This window comes from Paenibacillus hodogayensis, from assembly GCF_039536325.1.
GTDB lineage: Bacteria > Bacillota > Bacilli > Paenibacillales > NBRC-103111 > Paenibacillus_AB > Paenibacillus_AB hodogayensis.
Genome location: NZ_BAAAYO010000006.1, coordinates 598,540 through 618,358, shown reverse-complemented (window position 1 = coordinate 618,358; position 19,819 = coordinate 598,540). Strand labels below are relative to the sequence as shown.

General features: G+C 57.7%; 20 protein-coding genes. 18 read left to right on the top strand and 2 right to left on the bottom strand.

All coding sequences use genetic code 11. From position 1 onward, the window contains the following. Nucleotides 1–207: 207 nt before the first annotated feature. Together ABD796_RS13930 and ABD796_RS13925 are read left to right on the top strand one after the other, a co-directional pair. Nucleotides 208–1,371, top strand: coding sequence for an iron-containing alcohol dehydrogenase (locus tag ABD796_RS13930; RefSeq protein ID WP_344908711.1), 1,164 nt, complete (start codon nucleotides 208–210; stop codon nucleotides 1,369–1,371). A gap of 223 nt (nucleotides 1,372–1,594) precedes the next feature. After that, on the top strand, nucleotides 1,595–2,818 hold the full coding sequence (locus ABD796_RS13925; protein ID WP_344908710.1) for a DUF3866 family protein: 1,224 nt from the start codon (nucleotides 1,595–1,597) through the stop codon (nucleotides 2,816–2,818). Here ABD796_RS13925 and mciZ read toward each other — a convergent pair. Then, nucleotides 2,718–2,948, bottom strand: coding sequence for a Z-ring formation inhibitor MciZ (gene mciZ, locus ABD796_RS13920; protein ID WP_344908709.1), 231 nt, complete (start codon nucleotides 2,946–2,948; stop codon nucleotides 2,718–2,720). The genes ABD796_RS13925 and mciZ overlap by 101 nt on opposite strands. Before the next feature lie 131 nt (nucleotides 2,949–3,079). On the opposite strand from mciZ, the gene ABD796_RS13915 reads away from it, so the two are divergent. From ABD796_RS13915 to spoIIM, 3 genes are all read left to right on the top strand, one after another. Next, complete coding sequence (locus ABD796_RS13915; protein WP_344908708.1) at nucleotides 3,080–3,640, top strand: NUDIX hydrolase; 561 nt, start codon at nucleotides 3,080–3,082, stop codon at nucleotides 3,638–3,640. After that, the gene (locus ABD796_RS13910) at nucleotides 3,637–4,818 is read left to right on the top strand and encodes an endonuclease Q family protein (protein WP_344908707.1); all 1,182 of its coding nucleotides are present in this window, start codon (nucleotides 3,637–3,639) and stop codon (nucleotides 4,816–4,818) included. Before ABD796_RS13915 ends, ABD796_RS13910 begins: the two co-directional genes overlap by 4 nt. Nucleotides 4,819–5,027: 209 nt before the next feature. Further along, on the top strand, nucleotides 5,028–5,672 hold the full coding sequence (gene spoIIM, locus ABD796_RS13905) for a stage II sporulation protein M (protein WP_344908706.1): 645 nt from the start codon (nucleotides 5,028–5,030) through the stop codon (nucleotides 5,670–5,672). A gap of 22 nt (nucleotides 5,673–5,694) precedes the next feature. On the opposite strand, the gene ABD796_RS13900 is transcribed toward spoIIM, so the two are convergent. Next, nucleotides 5,695–6,681 carry a LacI family DNA-binding transcriptional regulator gene (locus ABD796_RS13900; protein ID WP_344908705.1) on the bottom strand — a complete coding sequence of 329 codons (987 nt, stop codon included), beginning with the start codon at nucleotides 6,679–6,681 and terminating at the stop codon, nucleotides 5,695–5,697. 283 nt (nucleotides 6,682–6,964) lie between these two features. Between ABD796_RS13900 and ABD796_RS13895 the strand changes: the two genes are divergently transcribed. From ABD796_RS13895 to spoIIAB, 13 genes are all read left to right on the top strand, one after another. Further along, a complete protein-coding gene (locus tag ABD796_RS13895; RefSeq protein ID WP_344908704.1) occupies nucleotides 6,965–8,287 on the top strand; it encodes an ABC transporter substrate-binding protein in 1,323 nt (440 codons plus the stop codon). Between the two features lie 132 nt (nucleotides 8,288–8,419). Next, on the top strand, nucleotides 8,420–8,881 hold the full coding sequence (fur, locus tag ABD796_RS13890) for a ferric iron uptake transcriptional regulator (RefSeq protein WP_344908703.1): 462 nt from the start codon (nucleotides 8,420–8,422) through the stop codon (nucleotides 8,879–8,881). 155 nt (nucleotides 8,882–9,036) lie between these two features. After that, nucleotides 9,037–9,273, top strand: coding sequence for a DUF4227 family protein (locus tag ABD796_RS13885; RefSeq protein ID WP_344908702.1), 237 nt, complete (start codon nucleotides 9,037–9,039; stop codon nucleotides 9,271–9,273). Between the two features lie 104 nt (nucleotides 9,274–9,377). Then, a complete protein-coding gene (gene xerD, locus ABD796_RS13880; protein WP_344908701.1) occupies nucleotides 9,378–10,277 on the top strand; it encodes a site-specific tyrosine recombinase XerD in 900 nt (299 codons plus the stop codon). Between the two features lie 106 nt (nucleotides 10,278–10,383). Then, the gene (gene deoB / locus ABD796_RS13875; RefSeq protein WP_344908700.1) at nucleotides 10,384–11,616 is read left to right on the top strand and encodes a phosphopentomutase; all 1,233 of its coding nucleotides are present in this window, start codon (nucleotides 10,384–10,386) and stop codon (nucleotides 11,614–11,616) included. A 15-nt stretch (nucleotides 11,617–11,631) separates the two neighbouring features. After that, a complete protein-coding gene (locus tag ABD796_RS13870) occupies nucleotides 11,632–12,459 on the top strand; it encodes a purine-nucleoside phosphorylase (protein WP_344908699.1) in 828 nt (275 codons plus the stop codon). A 54-nt stretch (nucleotides 12,460–12,513) separates the two neighbouring features. After that, nucleotides 12,514–13,365: a purine-nucleoside phosphorylase gene (locus tag ABD796_RS13865; RefSeq protein ID WP_344908698.1), complete on the top strand. Its 852-nt coding sequence runs from the start codon at nucleotides 12,514–12,516 to the stop codon at nucleotides 13,363–13,365. Between the two features lie 64 nt (nucleotides 13,366–13,429). Further along, the gene (locus tag ABD796_RS13860; RefSeq protein WP_344908697.1) at nucleotides 13,430–14,731 is read left to right on the top strand and encodes a pyrimidine-nucleoside phosphorylase; all 1,302 of its coding nucleotides are present in this window, start codon (nucleotides 13,430–13,432) and stop codon (nucleotides 14,729–14,731) included. A 247-nt stretch (nucleotides 14,732–14,978) separates the two neighbouring features. Continuing rightward, nucleotides 14,979–16,268, top strand: coding sequence for an ABC transporter substrate-binding protein (locus tag ABD796_RS13855; RefSeq protein WP_344908696.1), 1,290 nt, complete (start codon nucleotides 14,979–14,981; stop codon nucleotides 16,266–16,268). Nucleotides 16,269–16,404: 136 nt separating this feature from the next. Continuing rightward, on the top strand, nucleotides 16,405–17,445 hold the full coding sequence (gene fni / locus ABD796_RS13850; protein WP_344908695.1) for a type 2 isopentenyl-diphosphate Delta-isomerase: 1,041 nt from the start codon (nucleotides 16,405–16,407) through the stop codon (nucleotides 17,443–17,445). 136 nt (nucleotides 17,446–17,581) lie between these two features. Then, nucleotides 17,582–18,793, top strand: a complete 1,212-nt coding sequence (locus ABD796_RS13845) for a D-alanyl-D-alanine carboxypeptidase family protein (RefSeq protein ID WP_344908694.1) — start codon at nucleotides 17,582–17,584, stop codon at nucleotides 18,791–18,793. A 218-nt stretch (nucleotides 18,794–19,011) separates the two neighbouring features. After that, on the top strand, nucleotides 19,012–19,365 hold the full coding sequence (spoIIAA, locus tag ABD796_RS13840; RefSeq protein ID WP_344908693.1) for an anti-sigma F factor antagonist: 354 nt from the start codon (nucleotides 19,012–19,014) through the stop codon (nucleotides 19,363–19,365). After that, nucleotides 19,362–19,808: an anti-sigma F factor gene (spoIIAB, locus tag ABD796_RS13835; RefSeq protein ID WP_344908692.1), complete on the top strand. Its 447-nt coding sequence runs from the start codon at nucleotides 19,362–19,364 to the stop codon at nucleotides 19,806–19,808. The genes spoIIAA and spoIIAB overlap by 4 nt, the downstream gene beginning before the upstream one ends. Nucleotides 19,809–19,819 lie beyond the last annotated feature (11 nt).

Sequence of the window (19,819 nt, the reverse complement as noted above, 5' to 3'; positions counted from 1 at the left end):
TACTAAGGCGGCGAAAAAGCTAGACCTGGAGCATACACATATGGTCTGATAAAGAGAAATAAAAGGCAGGACCTACTGCGGGTAACAGAGAGGAGGAACGCACCGGCAATGGACCGTCCGCCGTAAACGATCCGGGTCCGGAAGAGCTTCTTGTCCGCCCTCACGTTATAATAAAGACAGACTTATAGAAAAAGGAGCTGCTGCGCGTTGAATTCATTCCAGTTTCAGAACCCTACACAAATCGTTTTCGGTCCCGGCACCGTCAGCAAGCTCGGCGAGCTTGTCCAACCCTATGGTCGCAACGTGCTGCTGGTCTACGGGTCCGGAAGCATTAAGCGTACCGGCTTGTACGATCAGGTGATCGCTCAGTTGAACGCGATCGGTGCACGCATGTACGAGCTGCCGGACGTGGAGCCCAATCCGCGCCTGTCGACCGTTCATAAAGGCATCGAGCTGGCGCGCGCCCACTCGATCGACCTCATCCTGGCTGTCGGAGGAGGCAGCGTGATCGATGCGGCGAAGGCGATCGCGGTCGGCGTTCCTTACGAGGGGGACGTTTGGGATTTTTGCATCCGCAAAGCGGTCATCCGCGAGGGGTTGCCGCTCGGCACCGTGCTGACGCTGGCCGCGACCGGATCGGAGATGAACGGCAACTCGGTCATAACGAATTGGGAAACGCAGCAAAAACGCGCGTTCGGCAGCCGGTTCGCTTATCCGCGCTTCTCCATTCTCGACCCGGAGCTGACGTATACGGTGCCTGCGAGCCATACGGTGAACGGCGCGGTCGACATTATGTCGCACGTATTCGAGCAATATTTCAGCCTGACCGCCAATACGCCCCTTCAGGAACGGTTTTGCGAAGGGATTCTGCAAACGGTGATCGAGAATGTCGAGCTGGCGCTGGCCGATCCGCAGCATGCCGACGCTAGAGCCAATCTGTTGTGGGCCGGCACGATGGCGCTGAACGGCATAATCGGCGTAGGCGTGCAGCAGGATTGGGCCTCGCACGGCATCGAGCACGAAATCAGCGCGATCTACGACATCCCGCACGGAGCGGGCTTGTCCATCGTATTCCCGAACTGGATGAAATACGTTTACCAAGAACGGATCGATCGGTTCGTGCAATATGCTGTTCGGGTATGGGGCGTCGATCCGTCCGGAAAGACGCCGGAAGAAACGGCGCTGGCCGGCATCGAGCGCACCCGGGCGTTTTTTACCCGCATCGGCGCCCAGGCAACGCTGGCCGAGTTCGGGATTGGAGCGGACAAGCTGGAACGGATGGCGGAGGAAGCGGTTCGCTTCGGTCCGCTCGGCTCGTTCAAAAAGCTGGAGCGCGACGACGTTCTGCGTATTCTGCAAATGTCGCTGTAGAGATTATACAGGCAAGCGTTTAAAAAAGAAGAGAAGGACCTGCCGGCAGCGCCAGCAGGTCCTTTTGCCGTCCCGGGACTTACGCATCCAGACGATGCGGAACCCGACCGTTATTTGGAGCGGAGCCGGACAACAGCGGAATTGCAGCTCATAAATCGCTGCCGGTGTCCATACACTTCCATAAAAGCCGGCGGATGCAAGCCGCCTGACAAGGGGGAACGGCATGATCGTATGGAGAGACGGAACGGTTGTCGGCGCAGCCGAGCTGCGTTCGGGCGTACAGCAAGTGGATGTGATGGAGGCGGACGGAACCTTACGGCAGGCTGTTCATTACACGGACGTTCGTCCGCCGCTCGTCTGCGGGGATCGCGTGGTCGTCAACGTTACCGCTGCCGCCCTCGGGCTCGACGGGGGGCTTTGCTTGATTCACGACGTAGCGGAGCGTAGGGAGCCCGACGAGGCTTCGGCAAGCGAAGGAGCGGAAGCAGAGCAAGAGAATACGGCGGGGTTGGGCGCAAGCCCCAAGCAAAGGTACCCGGGCGACGACGAGGAACGGGAAAGCTTTGCCCAGGAGCAAGGCCAGCTCCAGTCCGGTCATATTATGAAGCTGCGCTATATGCCTCAGCAGCGGGCGGTTTTGGCTGTAGAGGAGGAGGCGAGCCCGCATCGCCGGCTGTTTGCCGAGCCGCGCCAGCTGGACGGCATGCCGGTGCTGATCGGGGAGCTGCACAGCATGCTCCCGGTGGCGGTGGCCTGGATACGCGGCAGCGGGGAAGGGGTTTCGCTGCGCCTGTCGTACATCATGACGGACGGAGGGGCGCTGCCGCTCGTATTAAGCGGCCATACGGCCCGTCTGCGAGCCTCGGGCTGGCTGGACGGAACGGTTACATACGGCCACGCCTACGGCGGCGACCTGGAAGCCGTCAATAAATATACCGCGCTTCTGGCAGCGCGGCACGTTCAAGGCGCGGATATTGCAATCGTGACCATGGGGCCGGGCATTGTCGGTACGGGCACGCCGTTTGGCCATACGGCGACAGAGCTGGCCGAGCTCGTGCATGCCGTCCGTGCGCTTGGCGGAAAGCCCGTTGTCATGGCGCGGGTCAGCTTCGCCGAAGCGCGCGAGCGGCACCGGGGCGTCAGCCATCATGTGCGGGAAACGCTCGGCAAGCTGGCGCTGGCCCGTGCGGCAATCCCGCTGCCGGACGAACTGGAGGAACCGCACAAGCGGTTGATCCGCCGGCAGTTAGAGGAGTCGGGTTGTGCCGATCGGCACGATCCGCTCTGGGTGCCCGGCGTCGGATTGGCGGAGGCGGAGCGGCGGCTGGCGGCGTACGATGCGCCGATTACGACGATGGGAAGGCAACTACGCGACGATCCGGCGTTTTTCCTGACGGTATGCGCGGCGGCGCAGGCCGCTCTGTCGGCTGCTGGCGGCCGTCGATAAGCTTGGGCAGCAGGGCGGCCAGCCCGTCCTGGCCGCTTCCTGCCGCAGCGGACATGCTGCGTAATTGCGCGCGGATTTCCCAGCTTTTTCCGACCAATCTCAGCTGCGTCTCGGTTATATAGCTTTTCATCGCTCATCCCGTCCTCATCATTCGTTTGAAAGTCTGGTATACTATCAACGTATGCGTCCGGCGGACAAGCTATGCCCGAAATAACGAGACGCGAGAGAGAATGAAGTTTCGGAAAATGAGGAGATGACACGATGTCGGGCAAATCCAAGTACGAAGAAGTGACGATCGCTACAGAGCCTGTATTCCAGGGCAAAATCATATCTTTGCAGGTCGATCGCGTCCTGCTGCCAAACGGGGAAACGGCGACGAGGGAAATCGTCAAGCATCCGGGGGCCGTTGCCGTACTGGCCATTCATGAAGACCGGATGATCGTCGTCGAGCAGTACCGCAAGCCGCTCGGCCGCAGTCAGGTGGAGATCCCCGCCGGGAAGCTGGAGCCGGGCGAGGACACGGCTTCCGCAGCCATGCGCGAGCTGGAGGAGGAAACCGGCTTCACTTGTTCGGAGGTGCGGCTGTTAAGCTCCTTCTATACGTCGCCCGGCTTTGCCGACGAGATCCTGCATTTGTACGTGGCCGACAAGCTGACGCCGGGAACGGCAAAGCCGGACGAGGACGAATTTATCGACTGCGAAGCGATAACGTTGGATACCGCCAAGCGGTATATCGAGGAAGGCCGGATCAGCGACGCCAAGACGATTGCCGCGGTCTACGCCTGGCAGCTGCATCGTCTGACTGGCTCGTATTCGTTATGAACCGCTATTGGGCCGACCTGCACATCCATATCGGCCGCACCGAGAAAGGCGAACCGGTGAAGATCAGCGGCAGCCGCGACCTGACCTTTTACAACATCGCCAAAGAAGCGTCCGACCGGAAAGGGATCGATATCGTCGGCATTATCGACTGCCAGTCGCCGTTCGTGCAGGAAGAAATTATGCATTATTTGGACAAAGGCGAAATGAGCGAGCTGGAGGGCGGGGGCATCCGCTACGGCCGGACGACGATCATGCTCGGCAGCGAAATCGAGGTTAAGGACGAGGGACTCGGGGCGGCCCATCTGCTCGTTTACTTGCCAACGCTTCAGGCAATGCGCGAATTTACCGACTGGCTGCGGCCGCATATGAAAAACGTTGGGCTAAGCTCGCAGCGCCTGTACCTGCCAGCCCGCCGGCTTCAGGAGGAAGCGGTGGGACGGGGCGGGATGCTGATCCCGGCGCATATTTTTACCCCTTACAAAAGCTTGTTCGGCAGCGGGGCGCGCCATCTGGCGGATATGCTCGACCCGGACCGGGTAGCCGCCGTAGAACTCGGCCTGTCTGCCGATACGGAGATGGCCAGCCTCCTTCCCGAACTGGACCAGTATTCGTTCGTGACCAATTCCGACGCCCATTCGCTCGGCAAGATCGGCCGAGAGTACAACGAGCTGGAGCTGGCCGCGCCGACGTTTCGCGAATTGCAGCTCGCACTGGGGCGCGAGGGGGGACGGCGCATAGCGGCCAATTACGGGCTTAACCCGCGTCTCGGCAAATACCACCGCACCTACTGCGGGGCATGCGATTCGATCGTGGATGAAGCGCAAATAGCGGCGGAACGCTGCTTGTATTGCGGCAGTCCGAAAATCGTCCGCGGCGTGATGGACCGAATCCGTTCGATTGCCGGCCGCGACGAAGCCCGCATAGCGGAGCATCATCCGCCGTATAAGTTCCAGGTGCCGCTCGAATATATGCCCGGGCTTGGGAAGAAGAAGCTGCAGACGCTGCTGGAGCGGTTCGGCACGGAGATGAACATTTTGCACCGGGTCGGCTTGGAAGAGCTGCGGGAAGCCGTCGGAGTAGAGCTGGCCGGCTATATCGCGCAAGCGAGGGCCGGAACGCTGCAATTGGAGGTAGGAGGCGGAGGTCGATACGGCAAAGTATCTCGGGAGCGCTCCTGAACGTTCCCTGCCTCGGCCTAGTGGCCAATGTTCCATTGGAAGACTGTGGCCCTCGACGGAGGGCTATTCTTGTTCTCGGAATGAAACAGGCTTCCCTATCATTCGTTCTTGGATAGACTAGCGATCCGCGAAAGATTCCAATCCGATAGACATAGTTTTCCCCTTGCCTTCATATATTGGATGCAGCAGGACAAGGGGAGGAAGCGAACATGAATCGGAACTACCAGATGCGATTGTATATGAAGGATCATTTGCCGCTTTATTTGTTCGTCTCGGTGCTGTTCGTCATGGGGGTCGTCTTCGGGGCATTGATGGTCAATGCGCTTTCGCCCGGACAGAAGGAAGAGATGGCCCGGCATGTGAACAGCTTTATCCAGATCGTCGATCAGGGCAACAAGTTCGGAGGAACGGCAGCGCTCTGGGACTCCTTCGCGCTTCACCTGAAATGGATCGGTCTCATTTGGGTGCTCGGCTTGTCCGTGATCGGGCTGCCGCTCATTTTTTTGCTCGATTTTCTGAAGGGCGTGCTGATCGGCTTCTCGGTCGGCTATCTGGTCGGGCAGCTGTCGTGGAAAGGCATGCTGTTCGCCTTCGTGTCGATCGCGCCGCAAAATCTCATCGTTATTCCGGCACTGGTCATGTGCAGCGTCGGAGCGTGCGCTTTTTCCCTGTATATCGTGAAAAACCGGTTTATGCAGAAGCGCGGGGCTCTGTACCCGACCTTCGTCAAATATACGTCTTCCACCGTCGTCATGACCGCGCTGTTGTTCGGCGTGGCATTGTTCGAGGCTTATTTGTCCCCGGTGATGATCAAATGGGTGACGCCGATGCTGGTGGCCGCTCAAATCGGGTAGTGAGGGGACTTCCTTGTCGGCATCAGCCGGGGGGCGTGGCTGTCGTGTGTCGGACGATCAATTCGGGATAGATGGTCTGGTTGTGCCACTCGCCTTCGGAAAGCGGGTCGTCGCCGAGAAGCAGCCCGATCGAACGTTCGGCCAGTTCGCGGACGTTCGGGCCTACGTACGTGATAGGTACGTCCAGCAGCTTCTCCGTCTCCGGAATGCTCTCGTAAACGATCAAGGAGAAATCTTCCGGAACGCGAAGGCCCAACTTGCGAATCGCCTGAATGAACGAAAATAGGTTGCCGTGGCTGTCGACGATAACGGCCGTCGCCCGGTCTGGATCGTTCTTGCGGAGCACTTTGGCGACCTGTTCCTGAGACAGCTCGATGTCGGTATGGCAGTTCATGAGAAAATCCGGGTCGTATTCCAGCTGGTTTTCCAGCAATCCGATCGTATACCCCATCTGCTTATCGGAAGCGCTGCCCACGAACGCAATGCGCCGATGTCCGAGACCGGCCAGATGCCGGACCGCCTTCAGCATCGCGTCCTTCCGGTCAACCTCCAGCCGGTGGGTGCCATCCAGGCTCGCGCCCCCGAGCATCAGCATGTTTCCACGGAACTGCTGCTTGGCTTGCAAAAATTCGAGGCTCGGCTTCCATCCTGGGCCGCACCAATAGATCGCTTTATCGACCAGATGGTCGTTGAAGTGGCGAAGAGCCTCGTCGGGCTTCGCGAAGGAAACGATCGTGTAGTGGTCGCGCAAAGCCGCCTGCCGCTGCAGCTCGAGGCACAGATGGTTGAAGAACAAGCCATAAGGACGATTCCAGAGAACCCCTATACTGCCTTGCCGCGTTTCAGCTTTGCGCTTCGCGGCCGGACCGGACAAGTAGTTCATCTCTTTGGCTAGCGCGATGATTTTGGTGCGCGTCCGATCTTTGACGCCGGGTTCGTTGTTTAGCGCGCGGGAAACCGTAGCGGCGGTTACGCCGGCAGCCTTGGCGATATCTTTTAGCGTTATCATGCGTACTCCTTTCGTATAGTCCGACAAACAAACGATTATATTCCATCATACCATGAGGGATGGTGAAAAAAAAGTTGCACAAAAATGTAACGATTACATTTTTACGATAATATTTTTATAAAATTAAACTTTACATTTCTTTGCAACGGACTTAAGATAAGAATTAAGAAATCGCTTTCATAACGGTGTACCCTTCCGGTATTGATGACAATTCGCTTGTTAAACCGAATAAAGAAATCGATTTCCGGAACGGTTGCAAAAAACAGAAGGGGGAATTTTTCACATGCTGAACAAACGCACGAAAACGTTGACGGCCATGACGCTGGCCGCAGGGCTGTTGGGGGCTTGCAGCAGCGGCGGAACCGGCGGGGATCCCGCAAAATCGCCGGAGAAGGATATTACGAAGGAGCCGGCCGAGGTCGTTTTTTATTCGAGCAACGGAGATCCGGTCGAAAGCTTCGATTACCGGTTCGGCGACGCGCTGCGCAAACATTTTCCCAACTGGACGATCAAGTACATCCAGCGGACGGGTACGGGCACGCAGTTGGCCGATCTGATCGCCAACGGCACGAAATTCGATATTTTTTTCCAGTCGATCGGCAATTTTGAAGCGGCCGCGTTTCCCGCCGGCATTCAATACGATATGACCGAGCTGATCAAAGCCCAGAAGGTCGATCTGAGCAAGCTCGACCCGACCGTTCTCGAAGCCGTCAAGCAAGCTTCGGGAGGGAAGCTGTACGGACTCCCGATCTTTACGAGCAATCTGGTGCTCTATTACAACAAAACGCTGTTCGACAAGTTCGGCGTCCCCTATCCGAAGGACGGCATAACGTGGAACGAAATGGTCGAGCTCTCCAAAAAGCTGACCCGCGTCGACGGAGGCACGCAGTATTTCGGGTTCACCCATTCGCCGGCCCATACGCTTCGGCTGAATCCCATGGCCATTCCCGATGCCGATCTGCAAAACGATACGCCGACAATCAACAAGGACGAGCGCTGGAAATCGTTTTTCCAAACGTATTTCCTCGACCCGATGCGGGTTCCCGACTATCTGGAAGGCATGAAAAAGATCAATAAAATCCCGGACATCAACATGTTCGTCAAGGATCAGAACGTCGGCATGTTCGGTTATTTGTCCAGCTTGATCTACGTCTGGGAGCAGGAGCTGAAATCGCTGAACTGGGATATTGTCTCGTTCCCGACGGTGGAGAAGGGAGTCGGCTCGCAATCGTATCCGGTGTACTTCGGCATGACGAATATGGTCCGCAACAAAGAAGCGACTATGGAAGTGCTGAAATATATGATTTCCGAGGAGTTCCAGACCGGGATGGCGCGCAAGGGCATTATGCCGGTATTGAACGACGAAGCGGTCAAGAAGGAGATCGGCAAAGAATCGCCTTACAAGGACCGCAACTGGAAGGCGATTTTCTACAACAAGTTCGCCCCGATTCCGGCCAAAGGCATCTATGACGCCGAACTGGTCGGTCAGTACACGGCGGCGGGCAATAATATCGCGATGGACAAAATGGACGTGAACACGGCGCTGCGCACGGCAGAGGAAGCGTCGGTCAAAAAAATTCAGGAATTCAAAAGCAAGAACCCGTAGCTCTTTTAAAATCATTCTAAAAAGTTTGACTTGTTTTGCCGCTCCCCCTATAATGAGAATGCGGCGGTTTCTTTAATTATATGGAAATCGGACGGGAAGCAACACGCGAAAGCGCTCAAGAGGGGGAGGACCATGGAAGCGCGTATCGAAAAAATCAAGCAGCAATTGCAATCCAAAGGCTACAAGCTGACACCCCAGCGCGAAGCGACCGTGCGCGTATTATTGGAAAATGAAGAAGATCATTTGAGCGCGGAAGACGTCTTCATGCTCGTCAAGGATAAAGCGCCCGAAATCGGGCTTGCTACCGTGTATCGGACCCTGGAGCTGCTCAGCGAGCTGCACGTGGTGGAGAAGATGAACTTCGGCGATGGCGTGGCCCGCTACGATCTTCGCAGCGACAGCACGCGGCATCATCACCACCATCTGATTTGTGTGCAATGCGGGGCCGTCGACGAAATTATGGACGATTGGCTTACTCCGCTGGAGGAACGGCTGGAGCGCGAGTTTCAATTCAAGGTGCTGGATCATCGGCTTGATTTTCAAGGCATCTGCCATCGGTGCAAAGACAAAGTACAACCTCCGGAGACGGAATAACGGGAAATCCCCGGCAGCGTGGTTCACGCTTGTCCGGGGATTTTGGCATTTTACGGTCGCCCGGGACATAAATCGGCTCGTCCTCTCATAATCTGGGTACAAAAGCGGCGAATCGGCTGCTGAACGCGAATTTCGTGCCATGCGGAGGACGGGCCATGTGGATTATCGGATGGAGGAAATGGTGGATTCGCGCCAAATATATCGCGATATTCGTCGTGCTGACGGTCGTGCTGTTCCAGCTGTTCCGGCTGGTCGGGGGCTGGATCGAGCCGGCGGGCCGCTACCGGGAGCCTCTCGGAAAGGCGGTTAAGGCGTTCCGGCATGACGAGCCGGTCAGCGAGCCGCAGACGGCGGCGGAGCGATTGCTGTTTTTTTACAAGTACGGGGAATGACGGAAAACCCAAACTTTTGTTCGGCTTATGCAGGAAAACGGCCCCCGGCGTTGAATAGTTCTCATACAAAGAGGAACGACACACTGGGGGAACGACTAGTAGCGATGAAGAGACATCTCCAAAGCTTTATACATTACCTCACCGCGGAGCGGGGATTGGCGCACAACACGCTCGAATCGTACGAACGCGACCTGGTCCAATATATCGAGCATCTCGACCGGCAGGGCGTGCAGTCGTTGGGGGAGATGGGCAAGCTGCATATCGCCACCTATCTGCACGAGCTGAAGCAGCTTGGCCGCGCTCCGGCGACCGTATCACGCACGATCGTTTCGATTCGCGCTTTTTGCCAGTTCCTGGTGAAGGAGGGGCTGATGGCGAGCGATCCTTCGTTGCATATGGAGACGCCGAAGCTGGAGAAAAGGCTGCCGAAGGTGCTGACCGTCGAGCAGGTCGGGCTGCTGCTGGATGCTCCCGAAACGACGTCCGCTTCGGGCATGCGCGACAAGGCTATGCTGGAGCTGCTGTATGCGACCGGCATTCGCGTGTCCGAGTTGATCTCGCTGAACGTGGGGGATGTCAACGTCGCGATGGGCTTCATCCATTGCACAGGCAAAGGCTCCAAAGAGCGGATTATCCCGCTGGGACGCATTGCCGCCGTTTGCCTGGAGGAATACAACGAGTCAGTACGCCCGAAGCTGCTCCGCCAGGATAAGGGCGAGGAAGCGCTTTTCATCAATCATCTGGGCACCCGCTTGACCCGCCAAGGATTTTGGAAAATCATTAAGCGCCGCGCCCGGGAGGCGGGCATCGATATAGAAATTACGCCGCATACGCTTCGGCATTCATTCGCCACGCATTTGCTGGAAAACGGCGCCGATCTGAGAGCCGTGCAGGAAATGCTCGGCCATGCCGACATTTCCACGACTCAAGTGTATACGCACGTGACGAAGTCCAGAACGAAGGAAGTGTACGACCGCACCCATCCGAGGGCGACCATGACGTAGCGCAAGCGGGTTCTCCCGGTTCGCGTTGCCGGTTCTTCGGCGGCTTTCGAGGCATACCCCGGCTCCTGCCGGGGTATTTTTGCATTCACTTGGGCGGCATGCGATAATGAGTAAAATTGCAGCGATCCGCTGCTTATCCGGCGAAACGGAGGTAACGAATTTGACCTTTCAACGCATTGCCCTGATCGTGCTGGACAGCGTAGGCATCGGCGAAGCGCCCGACGCCCCCGGCTTCGGCGACGCCGGAGCCCATACGCTCGGACATATTGCGGAACGAGTCGCGGATTTCCGCCTGCCTCATCTGGAACGGCTCGGTTTGGGCTGCATTGAACCGCTGCGGCATATCGCGGCGGTCGCGCAGCCGGCGGCCTTTTACGGCAAGATGACGGAGGTGTCCGTCGGCAAAGATACGATGACCGGCCATTGGGAGCTGATGGGCCTGCGCGTCGAGATTCCGTTCCAGACGTACCCCGACGGGTTTCCCGAGCCGCTTGTCCGCAAGTTCGAACAAGCGACGGGCCGCCGGGTTATCGGCAACAAGCCCGCTTCGGGCACGGACATACTCGACGAGCTCGGGGAAGAGCAGATGCGCACCGGCGCGTGGATCGTCTATACGTCCGCGGATAGCGTATTCCAACTGGCCGCCCACGAGGACGTCATTCCGCTGGAGGAGCTATACCGCGCCTGTAAAATCGCTCGCGAGCTGACGATGGACGAGTACGCGGTCGGCCGGGTCATCGCCCGTCCTTACGTCGGCGAGCCCGGGGCGTTCAAGCGGACGCCAAACCGGCACGATTATGCAGTTAAGCCGCCGGCTCCAACGGTGATGAATCGTCTTGCGCAAGCCGGATTGGATTGCATCGCCATCGGTAAAATCAACGACATATATTCCGGCGAAGGGGTGACCTCGGCGGTATCGACGAAAAGCAACGCACACGGCATCGAAGAGACGATCCGCACACTGGAGCAGCCGTTTCGCGGTCTGGCGTTTACGAATCTCGTCGATTTCGATTCCTTGTACGGCCACCGGCGCGATCCCGAGGGCTACGCCCGGGCGCTCATGGAATTCGACGCCAGTCTGCCCGACATCATGGCCCGTATCGGGCGCGACGACCTGCTGCTCCTTACCGCCGATCACGGCAACGATCCGACGCATACGGGCACGGACCATACGCGGGAATACGTGCCGCTGCTCGCTTGGAGCCCGCGGTTTCAAGCGGGGGCGTCGCTTGGCGTGCGCGGCACGTTCGCCGATCTAGGGGCGACCGTGGCGGATAATTTCGGACTGCCTGCGCCGTCTTACGGCAGCAGCTTCCTGTCCGAGCTTCTTTCATTATAGGAACGGGGGTTAAGCATGAGCGAGCTTAGCATGGAACAGCGCATCCGCGACGCCGTCGGATTCATCGAGGAGGAAATCCCTTACTCGCCGGAGGTCGGTCTTATACTCGGCTCCGGTCTCGGCGTCCTGGCGGATGCGATGGAGGACGTTACGGTTATTCATTACGAGGAAATACCGCATTTTCCGGTATCGACCGTGGAGGGACACGCCAGCGAACTGCTGGTGGGCACGATCGGCGGCAAAAAAACGGTTCTCATGAAAGGCCGTTTTCATCTGTACGAAGGCTATGACGTGGCTGCGGTATCGTTCCCGGTGCGCGTCATGAAGGCGCTCGGCGTGAAGTCGCTGCTCGTCACGAACGCGGCGGGCGGCCTTCAAGCCTCTTTCTCCCCGGGCGATCTGATGCTGATTAGCGATCATATCAATTTCATGTTCCGCAATCCGCTGATCGGACCCAACGAGAACTCGCTCGGCGTCCGCTTCCCGGACATGTCCGAAGCCTACAGCGCGGAACTGCGCGAGCTGGCGCGGGAGGCGGCGTCCGGTCTCGGCTTGACGCTGCGCGAGGGCGTCTATGCCGCCATGACCGGACCGAGCTATGAAACGCCGGCCGAAATTCGCATGCTGCGCATGCTCGGCGCCGACGCCGTCGGCATGTCGACCGTGCCGGAGGTTATTGCCGCCCGTCATGCGGGCATAGCGGTGCTTGGCATCTCATGTATTACGAACATGGCGGCAGGCATGCTCGATCAGTCGTTGTCGCATGCCGAAGTGATGGAGACGGCCGAACGGGTGAAGGGAAGCTTCCTCGAGCTCGTGAAGGCAATCATACCGAAATTATAAAACCGAAGGAACGAACATAATCGGTTACCGGAAAAAAGCAGGAGGTTGTGTAATATGGAATTGTCCTATGTAGAGCAGATCAATCAGGCGGCAGGATTTATACGGGGCCGCATCGGCGGTCGCCTTCCTTCGATCGGACTCGTTCTCGGCTCGGGGCTGGGGGATTTGGCCAACGAAGTGGAGGATGCCGTAGCGATCGATTTTGGTGAAGTTCCGCATTTCCCGGTATCGACGGTAGAGGGGCACGCCGGGCGGTTCGTCGTCGGAACGCTCGAGGGGAAAACGGTCATCGTCATGCAGGGCCGCTTTCATTATTATGAAGGTTACCCGATGCGCCAGGTCGTCAAGCCGCTGTATGTGATGCGCAAGCTGGGCGTGCAGTCGGTCGTTGTAACGAACGCGGCCGGAGGCATGAACCGCGCCTTCCGTCCGGGCGATCTGATGCTGATCTGCGACCATATCAATATGACTGGCGATCATCCGCTGATCGGCAAAAACGATCCCGAGCTCGGCCCGCGCTTTCCCGACATGTCCGAGGCGTACGACAAATCGTACCGCGAGCTCGCCCATCGCATATCGAGCCAAATCCGCGGCGACGACGGAGACGCGCTGGAGCTTCAGGAAGGCGTCTACTGCGGCATAAGCGGCCCTTCCTACATGACGCCCGCCGAGCTGACGATGCTGGCGAGACTGGGCGGAGACGCGGTCGGCATGTCGACCGTGGCCGAAGTGACCGCCGCCCGTCATTGCGGCTTGCGCGTGCTCGGCATCTCCTGCATTACCGATATGGCGGTTGGCGATGAGCTGGAGCCGCTGTCGCACGAGCAGGTTATGGAGGTGGCGAACCGGACGAAGCCGAAATTCGCCGCGCTTGTCAAAACGTTCGTGCGCGAAGCCGAAGTGTAGGTCGAAGGACGAACGAACCGCCGCGAGTGCTGCGCGGGGATGCAAGCAAGGGAGGAAAGCGGTCATGAGAATGGTGGACATTATCCAGCAGAAGAGGGACGGCGGCCGGCTGACCCGCGAGCAGCTGTATTTTGCCGTGCAGGGCTTTACGAAGGGAGACATTCCGGACTACCAGATGTCGGCGTTTGCCATGGCGGTCTTTTTCCGCGGCATGGATGCGGCGGAAATTGCCGATCTGACAATGGCGATGGTCAACTCCGGCGATGTCGTCAGTCTGGCCGGCATCCGTGGGACGAAGGTCGACAAGCATTCGACCGGCGGCGTCGGCGACAAGACGAGTCTGATCGTGGTGCCGCTCGTAGCTGCGGCAGGCGTGCCGGTCGCCAAGATGTCGGGCCGCGGACTCGGGCATACGGGAGGCACGGTCGATAAGCTGGAGTCGATTCCGGGCTTTCATATCGAGCTGGAGAACGAGCAATTCGTGCGCAACGTCAACGAGCATAAGATGGCTCTTGTCGGACAGAGCGGAAACCTGGCTCCGGCGGACAAAAAGCTGTACGCCTTGCGCGACGTGACGGCTACGGTCAATTCGCTGCCGTTGATCGCTTCCTCGATCATGAGCAAAAAAATCGCCGCAGGCGCCGACGCGATCGTGCTCGATGTTAAGGTCGGCTCCGGCGCGTTTCTCAAATCGATGGCCGAGGCGGAGGAGCTGGCGGCGACGATGGTGTCCATCGGCAGCAGCCTGAAGCGCAAGACGATCGCCGTCCTGTCCGACATGAGCGAGCCGCTCGGAACCGAGGTTGGCAATGCCAACGAGGTGCGCGAGGCGATCGCCGTGCTGAAGGGCGAGGGAGACGCTAGACTGACCGAGCTATGCCTGAATCTTGGCGCCCATATGGCGGTCGCCGGAGGGGTGTACGCCGATTACGCTGCCGCGTACGGCGCCTTGAACGGATTGCTCGCTTCCGGCGAGGCGCTTCGCACGTTCCGGACGTTTATCGAGGCGCAGGGCGGCGAGGGCGGCATTGTCGACGATCCCGGACTGCTGCCGCAAGCCCGTTACCAGGTAAAGGTGCGGGCGGAGCAGGAAGGCTTCGTGCAGGCGATCGATGCGGAAAGCGTAGGCGTCGCCGCGATGCTGCTCGGAGCCGGCCGCGCCCGCAAGGAGGATGCGATCGACTATGCAGCCGGGGTTTCCTTGCTGAAAAAGACGGGCGATGCGGTGCGCTACGGCGACGTGCTGGCTGTCATTCACAGCAACAGCGAGAACAACCAGGAGTCGATCGGACGTTTGGTTGCCGCCTACGTCATCGGGGCGGACCGTCCCGCGCCTGTGCCGATCGTGCATAAAGTGATCGGCTAGGCTGTTGGAGCGGAGGTTTTGACGGTTCCGTTGCGATGTTAAGAAAGTATCTGGTTGATCAAACCGCGTTCTTGCCGAACGCGGTTTTTTGGTGCTGCGGGGCATCGAACTCAGTCTCATAGATTCATTAACATGAAATAGTTTCATATATGAGAATTTTTATTGACGTTTCGATTTTTTGCGTGATATACTTCAGAAAAGAAACCGATTACATTTCCAGCGTAACTGAATAGGGGAGGATCTTATTATGGCAAAATCGCATTCGCTGCTGATGGCCAGTTTGATTTTGGTTATCACGACCGCTTGTGCAAGTAGCGGCAGTCAAGCACCCCAGGTACAGGAGGAAGTAGTCAAGCCAAGCGAGCCTATGACGCTGACCATGCTGCAGGACGGCGCAACCATCTCCGACGAGGAGTTCGAGACGATGATCGCAGCCCCGGTCAAAGCCAAGTACCCGCACATTACCGTTCAGATAGTAAGGAACACCAAAGGCGCCGACGGTCTGAGCAATTTGATATCGGGGGGAAGCTTTCCGGACTTTATGTTCACGACTTACCCTCAGATCAAGATTCACAGGGAGCTCGGGACAGCCTACGACATGACGAGCCTGATCAAGACCTACAAGATGGATATCGGCAAGTTCGATCCGGCGGCGATGGAGACATCTCGTGTGTATGGGGGCAACGAAGGAATGTATGCGGTTCCATTCTCATTGAACTTCCTTGCTTTGTTCTACAACAAGGATATCTTCGACATGTTCGGGGTCACCTATCCGAAGGAAGGCATGACCTGGGACGAGACGGTCAATTTGGCCAAAAACTTCTCTCGCACGGCCGGTGGCGTCGAATACAAAGGGATTATGATTCCCGGCATCGGCGACCTGATCACGCAGCTCTCGCTTCCTTACGTCAATGCGACGACGAATAAGGCGGCGATCAATTCGGACGGATGGAACAAAGTATTTCAGCTGATCAAAGCCGTTAATGAAATTCCGGGCAATAAGGGCGCGACGTTGGACCATTTTTTGAAAACGCAAACATTGGCAATGATTCCGACGTATGATGCCCGCTTTGCCGCTCTAGAGAAGCTGCAAGGTACGCCAAGCCAGTTCAACTGGGACATTACGCAGTTCCCAAGCTACACGGAGCGGCCAAATACGAGTCTGGCCTCGTCCGGACACTTCCTGCTCGTATCGGCATTGAGCAAGCATAAGGAAGAGGCGTTCGAGGTGATCAACTTGCTGACGAGCGAAGCGAATCAAAACCTGATTACTGAGCATGGCCGCTTCACCTCCCTCAATAATGAGCAGATCAAAAACAAGTACGGCATGAACATGAAATCGATGCAGGGCAAAAACATTAAGGCCGTCTTCAATAGCAAGTTCGCACCTCCCTTCCCGCCGACGAAGTACGATAAATTTGCGACTCCGCATCTGACCGCCGCCGTCAAAAGCGTCATCGACGGAGAGCTGGACGTCAACAGCGCGATTCGCCGCGCCGAGGAAGCGTTCAACAAAGATATCGAAGCCAACAAGTAGGGCTGAGGCGTCCGGACTCGGCCGAACGATTCCTCCCCGATTTTGTCAACCGGTACGGATTGCTGTATAGTAGTGGGTATCCGCCCCGCTATGCATGCGGGGCAATCAGGCAATGGGAGACGCAGGGGGAATCGGCATGGAAGCAGAGATAAGCACGGAACGCCGCAAGGCGGAGCATATTCGGATATGTCTGGAGGAGGATGTCGAGAGCCGCTCGGAAGGAGCCGGCTTCGGGCGATACCGTTTCCGTCACCAGGCGCTGCCGGAAATCGACTTCGCGGAGATCGACACGACCGGGGAATGGCTTGGCAAGCGGCTGCGAGCGCCGCTTTTGATCAGTTCGATGACGGGCGGGACGGAGGAGGCGCTGGCGATCAACCGCCGTTTGGCCGAGGCTGCCGAGCATCGTGGCTGGGCGATGGGAATCGGCTCCGTCCGGGCGGCTGTGGAGCGGCCGGAGCTGGCCCGGACGTTCCGGGTGCGCGATGTGGCCCCGACCATCCCACTGATCGCCAATATCGGGGCCGTGCAGCTTAACTACGGCTATGGGGCGGAAGAGTGTCTGCGCGCCGTGGAGCTGGCGGAAGCCGACGCGCTCGTACTTCATCTGAACGGCATGCAGGAGCTGTTTCAGCCGGAGGGCAATACGAATTTTAAAGGGCTGCTGGAGCGGATCGGCTTTCTGTGCCGGACGCTTCCGGTGCCGGTCGGCGTCAAGGAGGTCGGCTGGGGCATCGGCGGAGAGACGACTCGCCGTCTCGCCGACGCCGGAGTCGCTTTCGTGGACGTGGCCGGCGCGGGAGGGACGTCGTGGAGTCAAGTGGAGAAGTTCCGTTTGACCGATCCGGTTCGACGGGCGGCGGCGGACGCCTTTGCGGACTGGGGCATTTCCACTGCGCAATGTTTGGTCGAAGCCCGCGAGTCGGCGCCGGGCTGCACGCTTGTCGCAAGCGGCGGGCTGGCCACGGGAGTCGACGCCGCCAAGGCGATTGCGCTTGGCGCGGACGTCGCCGGCTTCGGCCGCTCGCTGCTCGGACCCGCCGTCGAATCGGCGGAGCGGGCCGCGCTGGTGCTCGCCCGTATCGAATTCGAGCTGCGCGCCGCGATGTTCGGCATCGGCGCCGACAGCTTGGAACGGCTCCGTGCGACAACGCTGCTGGAGACACGTTCCGTATAAGGAGAAAGGCCGCCTTTGGCGGTCTTTTTTGTTTATTTTTCCCCTTTTTTGGCAACACTGGTTAGAAGCGATTCCATACTTGCAGCCAATTCGCATGGAACACGTTTCAACCATGGATCAGGAGGGGTTCAATTTCATGTTCAAACGAGGATTTGCCAGCCTACTATGCGCCGCGCTCGTCTTCTCGCTCGTCATGCCTGCGGCCTTCGCGGACGATAAAACCGGTAAAGCCCAGGATAAATCGGGCAAAGCCCAGGAGTCCGCTCCGCAAGTCGATCTGGCTCCAAGCGCCGGCTCGGCGGTGTTGCTCGATGCCGATACCGGAACGATTTTGTTCGAGAAAAACCATAATCAGAAGCTGCCTCCCGCAAGTATCACGAAAATTATGACGATGCTGCTCGTGATGGAAGCATTGGATCAGGGCAAAATCAAACTGGACGAGAAGGTACGTACGAGCGAATACGCCGCTTCCATGGGCGGATCGCAAATCTTTCTCGAGCCCGGCGAAGAGATGACCGTCGACGAAATGCTCAAAGGCATTGCCATGGCTTCGGGCAACGACGCATCCGTCGCAATGGCCGAGAAAATTGCCGGCACGGAGGAAGCGTTCGTCGGCATGATGAACGCCAGGGCGAAGCAGCTCGGCATGGAGAACACCCATTTCGTCAACGTAAACGGGCTTCCCGCAGAAAACCATTACACTTCGGCCTACGATATCGCGCTGATGTCCCGAGAGCTGTTGAAGCATGAAGGAATTACGAAATATACCGGCCAATACCAGGACTACCTCCGTAAAGACTCCGAGAAGCCGTTTTGGCTCGTCAATACGAATAAACTGGTCCGTTTTTACGACGGGGCGGACGGTTTGAAGACGGGGTATACGAGCGAAGCGAAGTTTTGCCTGTCGGCTACGGCCAAGCGGGATAACTTCCGGATTATCGCCGTCGTACTCGGCGAGCCGAATACGAAGACGCGCAACGCCGAAGTGACGAAGATGTTCGACTACGCATTCTCGCAATATATGAGCCACCCTATTTTCAAAACCGGAGACGTGATCGGCACGGTCCGCGTCGAGAAGGGCGAGCAGCGCGATCTGCAGCTTACGGCCAAGCACCAGTACAGCGTTCTGCTCAAAAAAGGCGATTCCGTCGAAAATATCCGCTACGAGCTGCAGCTTCCGGCGTTGAAAGCGCCGATTGCCTACGGACAGTCGCTCGGCAAGCTGATAGTCTACAGAGGGGACACGGTCATTAGCGAATTCCCTGTCGAATCTCCGACAGAGATAAACAAAGCCGGCTGGTGGAAGCTGTTCAAGAGAACGTCGATGCGCTTATTCATGGCGGATTGACGCGTATGACCCGGTCGTTCCCGGATGCCTCGGCGGTATCCGGGAATAGCCGGTTTGCGGAGAGATTGACGAATTTTCGCGAAAAATGACCGTAAGTTGTTGAAAATGATCAGGAATCACCTCTTTTTAGCAGTTTTCTTCTAGTTTTGTCGCCATGCAGGAATATACGTCCATTTCGTAGAAATCATAGGCACAACGCGAAAGGAAGTGAGCCTGCCTTGAGTTTGCACATTGAATTGGAGCATCACCGGAGAACGCTGATCGTCCGATTAAAGGGGGAACTCGATCATCATACCGCCGATGCCGTGAAAGTGAAAATGGAAGAGGCGATTTTGCGGGGCGACGTCAACCATGTCGTGCTCAGTATGAAAGAGTTGAGTTTCATGGACAGCTCGGGGCTCGGCGTCATTCTCGGCCGATATAAGCTCATTACGGCAAGAGGCGGCAAAATGGTCGTGTGCGATGTCAATCCGGCGGTCTATCGTTTATTTGAGATGTCCGGACTGTTCAAGATTTTGTCCATTCAAGATAATGAGAGACTTGCTTTATCCAGCTTGGAGGTGGTGTCATGAGCCGGAACAATCACATGCAGCTTCGCTTTGCCAGTATATCCGAGAACGAATCGTTCGCGCGCGTTGTCGTTGCCGCGTTCGTTTCCCAGCTCGATCCGACGATGGAAGAGCTGACCGATATCAAGACGGTCGTATCCGAAGCGGTAACGAATGCGATTATTCACGGATATGACAACGCCAGCGACCAGGAAATCGAGATTACCGCGAAAATCGAGGGAGACCGCTTTTTTCTGACCGTCGAGGATCAAGGCAAAGGCATAGAAGATTTGGAGCTGGCTCGCCAGCCGCTGTACACCTCGAAACCCGAATTGGAGCGGTCCGGGATGGGGTTCACGATCATCGAAAACTTTATGGACGAGGTGGATGTCGTATCCGAGCCCGGCCAAGGGACGAAGGTCGTAATGGTCAAGCAAATCGAATCAAAAAAAGCGCTTTTTAACTAGGGGTTTTGCGA

Excerpts from the sequence above, each read along its gene's own strand:
- ABD796_RS13925 (WP_344908710.1), top strand. The coding sequence starts at position 1,595 with ATGATCGTATGGAGAGACGGAACGGTTGTCGGCGCAGCCGAGCTGCGT.
- mciZ (WP_344908709.1), bottom strand. The coding sequence starts at position 2,948 with ATGAAAAGCTATATAACCGAGACGCAGCTGAGATTGGTCGGAAAAAGC.
- ABD796_RS13915 (WP_344908708.1), top strand. The coding sequence starts at position 3,080 with ATGTCGGGCAAATCCAAGTACGAAGAAGTGACGATCGCTACAGAGCCT.
- ABD796_RS13910 (WP_344908707.1), top strand. The coding sequence starts at position 3,637 with ATGAACCGCTATTGGGCCGACCTGCACATCCATATCGGCCGCACCGAG.
- spoIIM (WP_344908706.1), top strand. The coding sequence starts at position 5,028 with ATGAATCGGAACTACCAGATGCGATTGTATATGAAGGATCATTTGCCG.
- ABD796_RS13900 (WP_344908705.1), bottom strand. The coding sequence starts at position 6,681 with ATGATAACGCTAAAAGATATCGCCAAGGCTGCCGGCGTAACCGCCGCT.
- ABD796_RS13895 (WP_344908704.1), top strand. The coding sequence starts at position 6,965 with ATGCTGAACAAACGCACGAAAACGTTGACGGCCATGACGCTGGCCGCA.
- fur (WP_344908703.1), top strand. The coding sequence starts at position 8,420 with ATGGAAGCGCGTATCGAAAAAATCAAGCAGCAATTGCAATCCAAAGGC.
- ABD796_RS13885 (WP_344908702.1), top strand. The coding sequence starts at position 9,037 with ATGTGGATTATCGGATGGAGGAAATGGTGGATTCGCGCCAAATATATC.
- xerD (WP_344908701.1), top strand. The coding sequence starts at position 9,378 with ATGAAGAGACATCTCCAAAGCTTTATACATTACCTCACCGCGGAGCGG.
- deoB (WP_344908700.1), top strand. The coding sequence starts at position 10,384 with ATGAGTAAAATTGCAGCGATCCGCTGCTTATCCGGCGAAACGGAGGTA.
- ABD796_RS13870 (WP_344908699.1), top strand. The coding sequence starts at position 11,632 with ATGAGCGAGCTTAGCATGGAACAGCGCATCCGCGACGCCGTCGGATTC.
- ABD796_RS13865 (WP_344908698.1), top strand. The coding sequence starts at position 12,514 with ATGGAATTGTCCTATGTAGAGCAGATCAATCAGGCGGCAGGATTTATA.
- ABD796_RS13860 (WP_344908697.1), top strand. The coding sequence starts at position 13,430 with ATGAGAATGGTGGACATTATCCAGCAGAAGAGGGACGGCGGCCGGCTG.
- ABD796_RS13855 (WP_344908696.1), top strand. The coding sequence starts at position 14,979 with ATGGCAAAATCGCATTCGCTGCTGATGGCCAGTTTGATTTTGGTTATC.
- fni (WP_344908695.1), top strand. The coding sequence starts at position 16,405 with ATGGAAGCAGAGATAAGCACGGAACGCCGCAAGGCGGAGCATATTCGG.
- ABD796_RS13845 (WP_344908694.1), top strand. The coding sequence starts at position 17,582 with ATGTTCAAACGAGGATTTGCCAGCCTACTATGCGCCGCGCTCGTCTTC.
- spoIIAB (WP_344908692.1), top strand. The coding sequence starts at position 19,362 with ATGAGCCGGAACAATCACATGCAGCTTCGCTTTGCCAGTATATCCGAG.